Here is a 13,133-nt window from a genome sequence, read left to right on the forward strand (position 1 = left end):
GGCGTGGGCCGCGACGATCGCGGGAGGCCGGGATGGCGGGACGATGGATGGCGCGGTTCGCGCAGGGCAGGCACGGGGCGACGGGAATCGACGTCGGGGCGGAGGAGGTGAGGGTGGTCGCACTGAGCCGGCGCGCCCGTGCTGTCGATGTGCGCGTCGAGGGGCTCGAGCGGGAGCCGGTCGGGTTGGCGGGCGGGCCGGAAGACGCGCGCTGGGCGGCGGTCGCGCGCTCGCTGGCGGCGGCCGTGTCGCGGCTGTCGGCGGCGGGTGTGCGGTGCGAGGCGTGCGGCGTGATGGCGCTGTGCGATGAAGAGATCCGCACCGCGACGCTCGACCTGGCCGGGCGTGACGACGTCGAGGATGCCGCGCGGCAGGCGGCCGAGCGCATTTCGGGGCTGGCGCCGGACAGCCTCGCGTTCGACTGGCGGCAGGATGACGGCGCGCAGTCTGGCGAGATCGAGGTCGCGGTGGCCCCGCTGGCGCTGCTCGAACGGCGGATCGACGTGGCCGCCCAGGCCGGTGTCGACCTGACGGCCGTCGACGGCGAGTCGGCGGCCGCGCTGCGCGCGTTGCGTTATGCGGCGCAGTTCGAGCTCGACGCGCATGGTCCCTATGCCGCGCTCTGGTTCAGCGACTCGGGCGTGCGAGCGTGGCGGGTCGACGGTGCGCTGGCCGCGCAGGTGCTCGCGCTGTCGGGCGGGGTGCCGGAGGCGTTCTCCGACGCATTGCGCCAGCGCGTGCTCGGGGCCGTGCGTTGCGTACTCGTGGCCGGGGACGAGCGGTGCATCGCCCGCTTCGGGACGTCCGTCGCCGATATCGGCGACGTACTCGGCGTAGTTGCGGTGCCGTTCGACTGCACGGGCTGGGATGGGCAGCCGTGCCCGCCCGCCGGCATGCCGGGCGGCCCGGCATTCGCCGTCGCGTTCGGGTTGGCGTTGCGCGGGGTGTGGGAATGATGACCAGCCGCATGCCGGCACGCGTGTTCGGGCCGGCTGCGGTCGATCGTGCGGGGCTCGGCGGTTTCAACCTGCTGCCGTACCGCGAGCGGCTGGCGCAGGCGTTGCGACGTCGCCGGGCCGCGCAGTGCGGGACGGCAATCCTGCTCGGCGTGCTCGGCGCCGGTCTGTGGACGGGCGCTGCCGCATGGCTGCGGTGGCGCGCGGACGCCGAGCGCGCAAGCGTGGAGACGCGGCTGCGGCAGTTGCAGCCGCGGGTGGAAGTTGCGACGCGCGCCGCCGGTGCAGCGGCCGCCGCCGCTCGGCGCGGCGCGCGGGCAGCCGAGCTCGCCGCGCCTTACCGGCGCGTCGCAGCGCTGCTGGCGACGCTGGCGCAGGTGCGAGACGACGCGGTTCGGCTCGACACGCTGCGCACGACACCGACGGGTGCCGAGCTCGATGTGCGCGCCACGAGTTACCGGGCGGCCGAGCGATGGCTCGCTGGGATGGCGCGCGAGCAGCGGGACTGGCGGATCGATATCGACGCGTTGAAGCCTGCTTCGGATGCGCCGGTCGCGTCGACGGGGATGCCGTTCCGGTTCTCGGTCCAACTGCGCTGGCGCGATGCGATGTCGTCGCGGAAGGCGGCGGGAGGAGGAGCATGATGGCGATCGCGCATCGGCCTGCGTCGCGCGGTGAAGCATGGCTGCGCGGCATGCGGCGCGTGTCGCCCGAGGCTGCCCATGCGGCCGGCTGCATGTTCGCGTTCGCAACCGTGCTGGCAGGCGGGATTCATCTGGCGAATGCCGCCGACTGGAGCGGGCTCGCGCACAGTCGCACGTTGCTGGCAGAGGCGCAGGTGCGTGAGGCCGATGCACAGCGCGTGCTTGCGGTCGCCGGGCAGCGGCGCGACGCAGATCCGGCACCAGCGCGCGATGACCGCTTGTCGCCTGCGCCGGAATGGGGCGCGCTGATGCTCGAACTGGCCGATCTCGCAGCGTCGAGCGGGCTGCGTCGCGTATCGATCGAACCGCAGCAAGCCGGCGGCGCGGCGCCGGACGGCCGGCGCACGGTGCGTATCGCCGCGGATGGCGGTTTTCGCGCGTTGTTGCACGTGGTCGGCGGACTGGCGAGCTTCCCGGTGCTGGCGGTGCCGTCGGCGCTGCGTGTCGAGCGAGGATTGCAGGCGGCGCGCGTGGAAATGTCCGTCGACGTTTTTCCGGCGCTGCCGGCGGCAACTGGCGCTGGCGGCACGGTGTCGGTTCCGGCAGCGGCGCTCGACGAGGACCCGTTCGACACGGCTGGCTCGTCCGCAGCGGATGATCAGGCGGCCCGCCTGGCCGGCACGATTCGCGACGCGCGCGCCGGTCTCGCGCTGTTCGACGGCGGCGACGGCACGTTCACCGCCGTGGCGCCCGGCGAAGCGCTCGGGGCTGCGCGCGTGGTGCGTGTCGAGCCTGCGGCCGTGACGCTCGCGACGGCGGACGGGGCGCACCGGCTCGTCCTCGATGACGGAGGCCGGCCATGATGAAGTATGGATGTCGGGCACTCGCCGTCGTCTGGGCCGGATTGATGGCGGCCGGGGCAAGTGCGTCATTGCCACCGCTGCCGGCCGTCTGGCCAGCAGCGGTGATGGATGCGCAGGTGCCGGGCCTGCCGCCGCCCGGAGGCTTGGCCGATGGCGTGGATGATGCCGTGTCGGCGGAGGTCGGCCCGCAACGGTTCGATCACGCGGCTCACGCGGCGCTTCAGGCGGAAACCGCCGCTCCGGCTCCCCGGCTGGAGGGGCCGCCGATCCCGTTGGCGCCGCCGGCCCGGATCAGCGACGACGCGTCACGGCAACCGGGCGATGCGGACGACACGCGGCGGATCTCGCTGAATCTGCAGGGCGTCGGTCTCGCGGCCGCATTCGACGCGTTCGCCCGGTTCACGGGGCTCAATATCGTCGTCGGCGAGCAGGTGCGCGGCACCGTCACGTTACGTCTGAACAATGTTCGCTGGCGCGATGCATTCGACACGCTGCTCGACACGCACGGGCTCGCGATGTCGCGGCGCGGCAACGTGATATGGGTCACACCGGCGGCCGAACTGGCCGCGCGCGAACGCGAGCGCTTCGAGATGCACGCGCGGGCGGCCGATCTGGAGCCGCTCGCGAGCCGTACGTTCGCGCTGCACTACCCGCGCGCGCAGGACGTGCAACGGCTGCTGGCCGGCGCGACCGGCCAGCGCCTGCTGTCGAAGCGCGGCGCCGCGGCGGCCGATCCGCGCACGAACCTGCTGTTCGTCACCGATCTCGAACCGCGTATCGCGCAGATCGCGGGCCTGATCGACGCGATCGACCGGCCGTCGCGGCAGGTCCGGATCGAGGCGCGCATCGTCGAGGGCGAACAGGGCTTCTCGCGCAACCTCGGCGCACGCGTCGCGCTGCGTGCGCAGGGGCGCCCGCCGTCGGGCGACGGCACCACGTTCACGGCGGATGCGCGCAACGCGCTCGACCTTGCCGCGCGGCCGCTCGGCGGCTTCGAGGCGGCAACCGCCGGCTTCACGCTGTTCGCCGCGCCGCTCAGCCGCGTACTCGACATCGAACTGAGCGCACTCGAAGCGCAAGGGCGGGGACAGATCGTTTCGCGTCCGCGCGTGGTGACCGCCGATCGCGTCAAGGCCATCGTCGAGCAGGGTTCGGAGCTGCCGTACCAGGCGAAGGTCGGCAACGGCGTGAGCGGCGTGCAGTTCCGCCGCGCGACGCTCAAGCTCGAGGTCGAGCCGCAGATCACGCCCGACGGGCGCGTGGTGCTCGACCTGGACGTGACGAAGGACAGCGTCGGCGAGCCGACGGCGGCCGGCCCGGCGATCCATACGAAGCACGTGCAGACGCGCGTCGAGGTCGAGGACGGCGGGACGGTCGCGATCGGCGGGATCTACGAGCAGTTGCGCCGGAACGATGTGACGCGGGTGCCGCTCTTGGGCAAAATACCGATTCTGGGCGCGCTTTTCCGGCACCGCGCGCAGCGCGACCAGCGCAGCGAACTGGTCGTCTTCATCACGCCGACCGTCGTCGATGCGCGCTGCGATGCGCGCGGCGCGGCTGGCGCGGATCCCGACAAAACGGGGCCGGAAGCCGCCGGCGCAGGCTCGACAAGGCAGCCGCTTTGCCAGTAAGCTGCGCCACACACCAGCAAGATTGAAGCAGAGGAAGCCGTTGCAAGCGCGGGACCCACATGCAAACGTATTTTTCGTCGGCCTTATGGGAGCGGGTAAGACCACCGTGGGCCGTGCGGTCGCGCGTCGTCTCGACAGGACGTTCTTCGACTCCGACCACGAAATCGAGGCCCGCACGGGCGCGCGCATTCCGGTGATCTTCGAGCTGGAGGGCGAGGCCGGGTTTCGCGATCGCGAAACGCAGGTGATCGCCGAGCTCACGCAGCGCGAGAACATCGTGCTCGCGACGGGCGGCGGCGCGGTGCTGCGCCCGGAAAATCGCGACTGCCTGAAAAGCAATGGCATCGTCGTCTATCTGCGTGCCAATCCGCACGATCTGTGGCTGCGCACGCGCAAGGACAAGAACCGCCCGCTGCTGCAGACCGAAGATCCGAAGGGGCGCCTCGAAGCGCTCTACGAAGTGCGCGACCCGCTGTACCGCGAATGCGCGGATTTCGTCATCGAGACCGGCCGGCCGTCGGTCAACGGTCTCGTCAACATGGTGCTGATGCAACTCGAACTGGCGGGCGTCATCGCCAAGCCGCTACAAGCATGATTACTGTCAACGTCGATCTGGGCGACCGCGCCTATCCGATTCATATTGGCGCCGGCCTGATCGGCCGCGCGGAGCTGTTCGCGCCTCACATCAAGGGTTCGTCCGTCACGATCGTCACGAACACGACGGTCGATCCGCTTTACGGCGACACGCTGCGCGCGGCGCTCGCGCCGCTTGGCAAGCAGGTGTCGACGGTCGTGCTGCCGGACGGCGAGGCGTACAAGAACTGGGAAACGCTGAACCTGATCTTCGACGGCCTGCTGACCGGGCGCGCGGATCGCAAGACGACGCTCGTCGCGCTCGGCGGCGGCGTGGTCGGCGACATGACGGGCTTTGCCGCCGCGTGCTACATGCGCGGCGTGCCGTTCATCCAGGTGCCGACCACACTGCTGTCGCAGGTCGATTCGTCGGTCGGCGGCAAGACGGGCATCAACCACCCGCTCGGCAAGAACATGATCGGCGCGTTCTATCAGCCGCAAGCCGTGATCGCGGACATCGGCGCGCTGGCGACGCTGCCCGACCGCGAACTGGCGGCCGGCGTCGCCGAGATCATCAAGACCGGCGCGATCGCCGATGCGGAATTCTTCGACTGGATCGAGGCGAACGTCGACGCGCTGAACCGTCGCGAGCCGGCAGCGCTCGCGCACGCCGTGAAGCGCTCGTGCGAGATCAAGGCGAGCGTGGTCGCGGCCGACGAGCGCGAAGGCGGCCTGCGCGCGATCCTGAACTTCGGCCACACGTTCGGCCATGCGATCGAGGCCGGGCTCGGCTACGGCGAGTGGCTGCACGGCGAGGCGGTCGGCTGCGGGATGGTGATGGCGGGCGACTTGTCGGTACGGCTCGGCATGCTCGACGAAGCGTCGCGGCAGCGGCTCGACGCGGTGATCGCGGCCGCGCACCTGCCGACCCGCGCGCCCGCGCTCGGCGACGCGCGCTACATGGATTTGATGCGCGTCGACAAGAAGGCTGAAGCCGGCGCGATCAAATTCATCCTGCTGAAGCGATTCGGCGATACGCTGATCATGCAGGCGCCGGACGAAGCCGTATTCGCTACACTGGCGCAGACAACCCGGTAACGGCGGCCCGGATGCCCCGGCGCCCCTGACATGGAGGAGACGTGAGCGAGACATCCAGCAGCACACTGCCCGAAGCCGGCCGCGCATCCGCTGCGCCGGTGGCCGAGCCGCCGACGCTGGCGGCGCTGGAAGCCCATCTCGCTCCGTATGCCGCACACGCGTCGCAGTCGCGCGGCCGCCGCCATCCGGAAACGCCGCCGGCGGCGCGCACCGAATTCCAGCGCGACCGCGATCGCATCGTCCATTCGACCGCGTTTCGCCGGCTCGAATACAAGACGCAGGTCTTCGTCAATCACGAAGGCGACCTGTTCCGCACGCGCCTCACGCACAGCCTCGAAGTCGCGCAGATCGCGCGCTCGGTCGCGCGCAACCTGCGCCTGAACGAGGATCTCGTCGAGGCGATCTCGCTCGCGCACGATCTCGGCCATACGCCGTTCGGCCATGCCGGCCAGGACGCGTTGAATGCATGCATGCGTGACCACGGCGGCTTCGAGCACAACCTGCAGAGCCTTGCCGTCGTCGACGAGCTCGAGGAACATTACGGCGCGTTCGACGGGCTGAACCTGTGCTTCGAGACCCGCGAAGGCATTCTGAAGCACTGCTCGCGCGAGAACGCACGCAAGCTCGGCGCGCTCGGCGAGCGCTTCTTGCAGGGCCGGCAGCCGTCGCTCGAAGCGCAGCTCGCGAACATCGCGGACGAAATTGCCTACAACAATCACGACGTCGACGACGGCCTGCGTTCCGGCCTGATCACGATCGAGCAGCTCGCGGAAGTCGAGCTGTGGCAGCGCCACTACGAAGCGGCGCTCGCCGAATTCCCGCACCTCGAAGGCCGCCGTCTCGTGCACGAGACGGTACGCCGCATCATCAACACGCTGATCGTCGACCTGATCGACGAGACGACGCGCAATCTCGCGCGTGTCGCGCCCGCGTCGCTCGACGACGTGCGCGCCGCGCCGCCGCTCGTGTCGCACAGCGCGACGGTCGCCGCGCAGGCGGCCGCCCTCAAGCGTTTCCTCTTCAAGAACCTGTATCGCCACTACAAGGTGATGCGCATGGCGAGCAAGGCGCAGCGCGTCGTCACGGGGCTGTTCGACGCGTTCATCGACGATCCGCGCCTGTTGCCGCCGCCGTACCAGTCGGACGACACAGCGCAGCAGCCGCGTCTCGTCGCGCACTACATCGCCGGAATGACCGACCGCTTCGCGCTGAAGGAATATCAGCGCCTGTTCGTCATCAACGACAACTGACTGTCACAAACGATCACTAGACTTCGCCGGTTCAATGGCGACGGGAATGTTGCATACGCTGTTGGTAACGTTTTCATAGGAGAGGTCGATGAAGAAGAAGCCTGCGGGGACCATGGTTCGTTCGATCGCGCTCGGCGGCGCGCTGATGTTCGGGGTGCAGCACGTGGCGTTCGCCGCGACGGAGATCCAGTTCTGGCATGCGATGGAGGCCGCGCTCGGCGAGCGGGTCAACGCGATTGCCGAGCAGTTCAACGCGTCGCAGAGCGACTACAAGATCGTGCCGGTCTTCAAGGGCACCTACGACCAGGCGCTTGCTGCCGGCATCGCCGCCTATCGCAGCGGCAACGCGCCGGCGATCCTCCAGGTCTATGAAGTCGGCACGGCCACGATGATGCAGGCGAAGAAGGCCGTCGTGCCCGTCTACGACGTGTTCAAGCAGGCCGGTGTGCCGCTCGACGAAAAGGCTTTCGTGCCGACCATCTCGAGCTATTACAGCGACGCGAAGACGGGCCATCTCGTGTCGATGCCGTTCAACAGCTCGACGCCGGTGCTGTACTACAACAAGGACGCGTTCAAGAAGGCCGGGCTCGACCCGAACCAGCCGCCGAAGACGTGGGACGACGTGAAGGCCGATGCCGAGAAGCTGCGCAAGTCGGGGATGGCGTGCGGCTTCACGACAGGCTGGCAGGGCTGGATCCAGCTCGAGAACTACAGCGCATGGCACGGGCTGCCGTTCGCGAGCCGCAACAACGGTTTCGACGGCACCGACGCGGCGCTCGAATTCAACAAGCCGCAGCAGATCGCGCACGTCGCGTTCCTGCAGCAGATGGCGAAGGACGGCACGTTCACGTACGCGGGCCGCAAGGATGAAGCATCGGCGAAGTTCTACAGCGGCGACTGCGGGATCCTGACGACGTCGTCGGGCGCGCTCGCGAACGTGCAGAAATTCGCGAAGTTCAGCTACGGCACGGGCATGATGCCGTACGACGCGAACGTGAAGGGCGCGCCGCAGAACGCGATCATCGGCGGCGCGAGCCTGTGGGTGCTGGCCGGCAAGGATCCGGCGACCTACAAGGGCGTCGCGAAATTCCTCGCATACCTCGCATCGCCGGCCGTCGCCGCGAAGTGGCACCAGGACACGGGCTACCTGCCGGTCACGACTGCCGCGTACGACCTCACGCGCCAGCAGGGCTTCTACGCGAAGAACCCGAGCGCCGAAACCGCGATCAAGCAGATGCTGAACAAGCCGCCGCTGCCTTACACGAAGGGGCTGCGTCTGGGCAACATGCCGCAGATCCGCACGATCGTCGACGAGGAGTTCGAGCAGGTCTGGGCGCAGAAGAAGTCGCCGAAGGACGCGCTCGATTCGGCGGCCTCGCGCGGCGACGAACTGCTGCGCCGCTTCGAGAAGTCGGGCGGCTGAGCACGCATCGCTTCGTGCCGCCGGCCGCGCCGCGCATGCGTGCGTGCGGTCCGGCGGCGCGGTTTCCTTTCCGTTTCGCCTGACCGGATATCCGCGATGCAATCCCGTTCCCGCTTCGGTACGAGCCTGGTGCCGTACCTGCTGATCGCGCCGCAGCTCGCGATCACCGCCGTGTTCTTCCTGTGGCCGGCCGGCGTCGCGCTGTGGCAGTCGACGCAGATGCAGGACGCGTTCGGCACGTCGAGCGAATTCGTCGGCTTCGCGAACTTCACGCACCTGTTCGCCGATCCGCTGTACCTCGATTCGTTTCGCACGACGCTCGTGTTCAGCTCGCTCGTCACGGTGAGCGGGCTCGTCGTGTCGCTGCTGCTCGCCGCGTGCGCCGACCGCGTGATCCGCGGCGCGCGCGTGTACCGCACGCTGCTGATCTGGCCGTATGCGGTCGCACCGACGATCGCGGCCGTGCTGTGGGCATTCCTGTTCAACCCGAGCATCGGCCTGATCACCTATGCGCTCGCGAAGGGCGGCATCGTGTGGAACCACGCGCTGAACGGCGGGCAGGCGATGTTCCTCGTCGTGCTCGCGTCGGTGTGGAAACAGGTGAGCTACAACTTCCTGTTCTTCTACGCGGGCCTGCAGGCGATCCCGCGCTCGCTGATCGAGGCGGCGGCGATCGACGGCGCGGGGCCGGTGCGGCGCTTCTTCAACATCGTGCTGCCATTGCTGTCGCCGACGAGTTTCTTCCTGCTGGTCGTGAACCTCGTCTACGCGTTCTTCGACACCTTCCCGGTGATCGACGCGGCCACCGGCGGCGGCCCGGCGCAGAGCACGAAGACGCTGATCTACAAGATCTTCGCGGAGGGCTTCCAGGGGCTCGACATCGGCAGCTCGGGCGCACAGTCGGTCGTGCTGATGATCATCGTCGTCGGGCTTACGGTGATCCAGTTCCGCTTCGTCGAACGCAGGGTGCAATACGCATGATCGAAAATCGCAAGGGCTTCGACCTGTTCTGCCACGCGGTGCTGGTCGCGGGCATCGTGCTGATCGTGTTCCCCGTCTACGTCGCGTTCTGCGCGGCGACGATGAATGCGCAGGAAGTGTTCACGGTGCCGCTGTCGCTGGTGCCGAGCACGCATCTGTTCGAGAACATCGCGTACATCTGGGGGCACGGCAGCGGCGGCACGACGGCGCCGTTCGGCCGCCTGCTCGTGAACAGCTTCGCGATGGCGCTCGGCATCGCGGTCGGCAAGATCGCGATGTCGATCCTGTCCGCATACGCGATCGTCTATTTCCGCTTCCCGTTCCGCAACACGGCGTTCTGGCTGATCTTCGTCACGCTGATGCTGCCGGTGGAAGTGCGGATCTTCCCGACCGTGCAGGTCGTGTCGACGCTGCACCTGACGAACACCTACGCGGGGCTCACGCTGCCGCTGATCGCATCGGCGACCGCGACGTTCCTGTTCCGCCAGTTCTTCATGACGCTGCCCGACGAGCTGATGGATGCCGCGCGCATCGACGGCGCGGGCGCGCTGCGCTTCTTCTGGGACGTCGTGCTGCCGCTGTCGAAGACGAGCATCGCGGCGCTGTTCGTGATCACGTTCATCTACGGCTGGAACCAGTATCTGTGGCCGATCCTGATCACGACGGAGGCATCGCTGTCGACCGCGGTGGTGGGCATCAAGACGATGATCGCGAGCGGCGACGCCGCGACCGAATGGCAATACGTGATGGCGGCGACGCTGCTGGCGATGATTCCGCCGCTCGTCGTCGTGCTGGCGATGCAGCGCTGGTTCGTGCGCGGCCTCGTCGATTCCGAGAAATGAATGACGGACGGCAACCGGGAGAAAGACCAAGTATGGCTGCGCTGAGCTTGAAGGGCGTCAGGAAATCCTACGACGGCAAGCAGCATGTGCTGCATGGCATCGACGTCGAGATCGCCGACGGCGAATTCATCGTGCTGGTCGGCCCGTCGGGCTGTGGCAAATCGACGTTACTGCGGATGATCGCGGGGCTCGAGAGCGTGACGGATGGCGAGATCGCGATCGGCGAGCGCGTCGTCAACGCGCTGGAACCGAAGGATCGTGACATCGCGATGGTGTTCCAGAACTATGCGCTGTACCCGCACATGACGGTCGCGCAGAACATGGGCTACGGGCTGAAGATCCGCGGGATCGAGCGTGCGGCGATCGACTCGCGGGTGGCCGCGGCCGCGAAGATCCTCGAGCTCGAGCCGCTGCTCGCGCGGCGGCCGCGCGAGCTGTCGGGCGGCCAGCGGCAGCGCGTCGCGATGGGGCGCGCGATCGTGCGCGAGCCGTCGGTGTTCCTGTTCGACGAACCGTTGTCGAACCTCGACGCGAAGCTGCGCGTGCAGATGCGGCTCGAGATCCAGCGGCTGCATGCGCGGCTCGCGACGACGAGCGTCTACGTGACGCACGACCAGATCGAGGCGATGACGCTCGCGCAGCGCGTGATCGTGATGAACCGCGGCTACGCGGAGCAGATCGGTGCACCGGTCGACGTGTACGAGAAGCCGGCGACGGTGTTCGTCGCGGGCTTCATCGGCTCGCCCGCGATGAACCTGATGCACGGCCGGCTGTCGGACGACGGCGCGACCTTTACGGTCGCGGGCGGCGGCCCCGCGCTGCCGGTCGCCGGCGCGCCCGGTATCGGCGCGGAGATCGCCACCGGGCGCGACTGGGTGCTCGGCGTACGCCCCGAACACATGACGCCGCAGCCGGGCGTCGCGCAGGCGACGCTGCCCGTCGACTCGTGCGAGCTGCTCGGCGCCGACAATCTCGCGCACGGCCGCTGGGGCAACCACGACGTCGCGGTGCGCCTGCCGCACGCGGACCGTCCGGCGCGCGGCACGGCGCTGGCGGCCGCGCTGCCCGCGCACCGGCTGCATTTCTTCGATCCCGAAACCGGCAAGCGTGCCGGCTGAACCTGCTGCATTTGCCGAGAGGCTGACGATGACTTCCCGTACCGACTGGCCTTATCCGCGCGTCGTCGCCCATCGCGGCGGCGGCACGCTCGCGCCGGAGAACACGCTCGCCGCGCTCGACGAGGGGGCGCGACGCGGTCACCGGATGGTCGAGTTCGACGCGAAGCTGTCGGCCGACGACGTGACGTTCCTGCTGCACGACGACACGGTCGACCGGACCTCGAACGGCCAGGGGGCAGCGGCGGGCATGCGTTATGCGGCGCTGGCCGCGCTCGACGCGGGCGCATGGCTCGACGCGCGCTTCGCGGGCGAGCGGATGCCGACGCTCGAGGCGGCGGCGGCGCGCTGCATCGCGCACGGCCTGGCCGCGAATGTCGAGATCAAGCCGTGCCCGGGGCGCGAGCGCGAGACGGGGCAGCGCGTGGCGGCCGACGCGGCCGCGTACTGGCGCGATGCCGAGATCCCACCGCTGCTGTCGTCGTTCTCGTTCGATGCGCTGCAGCAGGCGCGCGCGACCGTGCCGGCGCTGCCGCGCGGGATGCTCTACGAGGCCGTGCCGGACGACTGGCATGCGCAGGTCGTCGACGCGCTCGGCTGCATATCGTTGCATGCAGACCACAAACGGCTCGATGAACCGCTCGTGCGCGCGATCAAGGCGGCCGGGCTGCGCATCCTGGTGTACACGGTGAACGACCTCGAACGGGCGCGCGAACTCGCGCGCTGGGGCGTCGACGCGGTCTGCACTGACCGGATCGACCTGATCGCCCCCGATGCGCTGGACGATATCGCGTAGCGGGGCCGGTCCCGCGCGATGGCGGGTGCGGGAAGACCCTGAGACAAAAAAACGACGCCCCGACGGGAATCCCGCCGGGGCGTTTTGCATCGTGGAGACGTTACGTCACGAAAATTCCGCTACAAATTGCAGCAGGATTAACCATTCCCCAAATATTCGACTACGCTTAGAAGCGGTAGCCGACGTTCAGATACGTGACGATCGGGTTGAGCGAGATCTTCGCTTTCGACGTTTCGGTCAGGGTGCCGACCGGCGTCCGGCGGGCCGTCGTGAAGGTCGCGGTCACGCTGACCGGGATGTACGAGATCGACAGGCCTGCGAACCAGTGTTTCGTGAAGTTGTACGAGAAGCCGGCGTTGAAGACGGGTGCCCACTGGTTGCTGGTCGTTGCGCTGGTCGGGCCGCCGAGCACGCCGTTCTCGAACGTGCCGTTCGTGATCTTTGCGCCGGTGAACCAGACATACGTCGCGCCGACGCCGACATATGGACGGAACTTCGCGTTGGCGTCGTTGAAGTGGTAGCGAAGCAATACGGCGGGGCTCCACTGGTACGCACGGCCGAGTACGCCGAACTTTTCGAACTGACCCTTGCCGGTAATGTCGAACTTCGGCGGTATCCCCATAACGAGCTCGGTGGAGATGTGGTCGGTGACGAAGTAGCCAGTTGCGAGCCCAAGCGTGTCGGCGTCGTTGATGCCGGCGCCCGTGTTGGGAATCGATTGGTTGATGGGCGTGCCGCCAACGCGGTACACGAACAGCGGGTCGCTGCTGTCCTGCGGCGACAGGTGGAGCCAGCCGGTGCTGACGTAGAAATCACCTGCGGATTGTGCGTGTGCCGTACCGCCCGCAAACGTGAATGCGAGCGCTGCGGCCCCCGTAATGGCCAGTTTTCGTTTCATTGTGTCTCCTCCGATCAAAGGCGTGCTCATTATGACGACTGCGTTTAAAACCAAACAAGCTCG

Annotated in this window: 13 protein-coding genes; 12 read left to right on the top strand and 1 reads right to left on the bottom strand. The window is 68.3% G+C overall.

Annotated elements, in window-relative coordinates; all coding sequences use genetic code 11:
• Positions 1-32: 32 nt before the first annotated feature.
• The 12 genes from ACM6JT_RS15445 to ugpQ all read left to right on the top strand — a co-directional run bounded on the left by ACM6JT_RS15445 (position 33) and on the right by ugpQ (position 12,172).
• Complete coding sequence (locus ACM6JT_RS15445; protein ID WP_414856790.1) at positions 33-956, top strand: competence protein ComA; 924 nt, start codon at positions 33-35, stop codon at positions 954-956.
• Complete coding sequence (locus tag ACM6JT_RS15450; RefSeq protein ID WP_414856806.1) at positions 956-1,600, top strand: fimbrial protein; 645 nt, start codon at positions 956-958, stop codon at positions 1,598-1,600. The genes ACM6JT_RS15445 and ACM6JT_RS15450 overlap by 1 nt, the downstream gene beginning before the upstream one ends.
• Complete coding sequence (locus ACM6JT_RS15455) at positions 1,597-2,463, top strand: pilus assembly protein (protein WP_414856791.1); 867 nt, start codon at positions 1,597-1,599, stop codon at positions 2,461-2,463. The genes ACM6JT_RS15450 and ACM6JT_RS15455 overlap by 4 nt, the downstream gene beginning before the upstream one ends.
• Positions 2,460-4,094: a type IV pilus secretin PilQ gene (locus ACM6JT_RS15460; protein ID WP_034183620.1), complete on the top strand. Its 1,635-nt coding sequence runs from the start codon at positions 2,460-2,462 to the stop codon at positions 4,092-4,094. Before ACM6JT_RS15455 ends, ACM6JT_RS15460 begins: the two co-directional genes overlap by 4 nt.
• Positions 4,095-4,134: 40 nt before the next feature.
• Complete coding sequence (gene aroK, locus ACM6JT_RS15465; protein WP_131947953.1) at positions 4,135-4,689, top strand: shikimate kinase AroK; 555 nt, start codon at positions 4,135-4,137, stop codon at positions 4,687-4,689.
• Positions 4,686-5,765: a 3-dehydroquinate synthase gene (gene aroB / locus ACM6JT_RS15470; protein WP_414856792.1), complete on the top strand. Its 1,080-nt coding sequence runs from the start codon at positions 4,686-4,688 to the stop codon at positions 5,763-5,765. Before aroK ends, aroB begins: the two co-directional genes overlap by 4 nt.
• Before the next feature lie 41 nt (positions 5,766-5,806).
• Complete coding sequence (locus ACM6JT_RS15475; RefSeq protein WP_175750217.1) at positions 5,807-7,015, top strand: deoxyguanosinetriphosphate triphosphohydrolase; 1,209 nt, start codon at positions 5,807-5,809, stop codon at positions 7,013-7,015.
• 88 nt (positions 7,016-7,103) lie between these two features.
• The gene (ugpB, locus tag ACM6JT_RS15480; protein ID WP_034183624.1) at positions 7,104-8,438 is read left to right on the top strand and encodes a sn-glycerol-3-phosphate ABC transporter substrate-binding protein UgpB; all 1,335 of its coding nucleotides are present in this window, start codon (positions 7,104-7,106) and stop codon (positions 8,436-8,438) included.
• 96 nt (positions 8,439-8,534) lie between these two features.
• Positions 8,535-9,419 carry a sn-glycerol-3-phosphate ABC transporter permease UgpA gene (ugpA, locus tag ACM6JT_RS15485; protein ID WP_031400119.1) on the top strand — a complete coding sequence of 295 codons (885 nt, stop codon included), beginning with the start codon at positions 8,535-8,537 and terminating at the stop codon, positions 9,417-9,419.
• Positions 9,416-10,261: a sn-glycerol-3-phosphate ABC transporter permease UgpE gene (gene ugpE / locus ACM6JT_RS15490; RefSeq protein WP_217590725.1), complete on the top strand. Its 846-nt coding sequence runs from the start codon at positions 9,416-9,418 to the stop codon at positions 10,259-10,261. The genes ugpA and ugpE overlap by 4 nt, the downstream gene beginning before the upstream one ends.
• A 32-nt stretch (positions 10,262-10,293) precedes the next feature.
• Positions 10,294-11,379 (top strand): sn-glycerol-3-phosphate import ATP-binding protein UgpC, encoded by a 1,086-nt coding sequence (locus ACM6JT_RS15495; RefSeq protein ID WP_034183627.1) that lies wholly within the window; start codon positions 10,294-10,296, stop codon positions 11,377-11,379.
• A 28-nt stretch (positions 11,380-11,407) separates the two neighbouring features.
• A complete protein-coding gene (gene ugpQ / locus ACM6JT_RS15500) occupies positions 11,408-12,172 on the top strand; it encodes a glycerophosphodiester phosphodiesterase (protein WP_034183628.1) in 765 nt (254 codons plus the stop codon).
• Between the two features lie 166 nt (positions 12,173-12,338).
• Here ugpQ and ACM6JT_RS15505 read toward each other — a convergent pair whose 3' ends face one another.
• On the bottom strand, positions 12,339-13,070 hold the full coding sequence (locus ACM6JT_RS15505) for an OmpW/AlkL family protein (RefSeq protein WP_034183629.1): 732 nt from the start codon (positions 13,068-13,070) through the stop codon (positions 12,339-12,341).
• Positions 13,071-13,133: the final 63 nt, after the last annotated feature.

The organism is Burkholderia sp. IT-111MI5 (assembly GCF_949752865.1).
Classification (GTDB): Bacteria; Pseudomonadota; Gammaproteobacteria; order Burkholderiales; family Burkholderiaceae; genus Burkholderia; species Burkholderia pyrrocinia_C.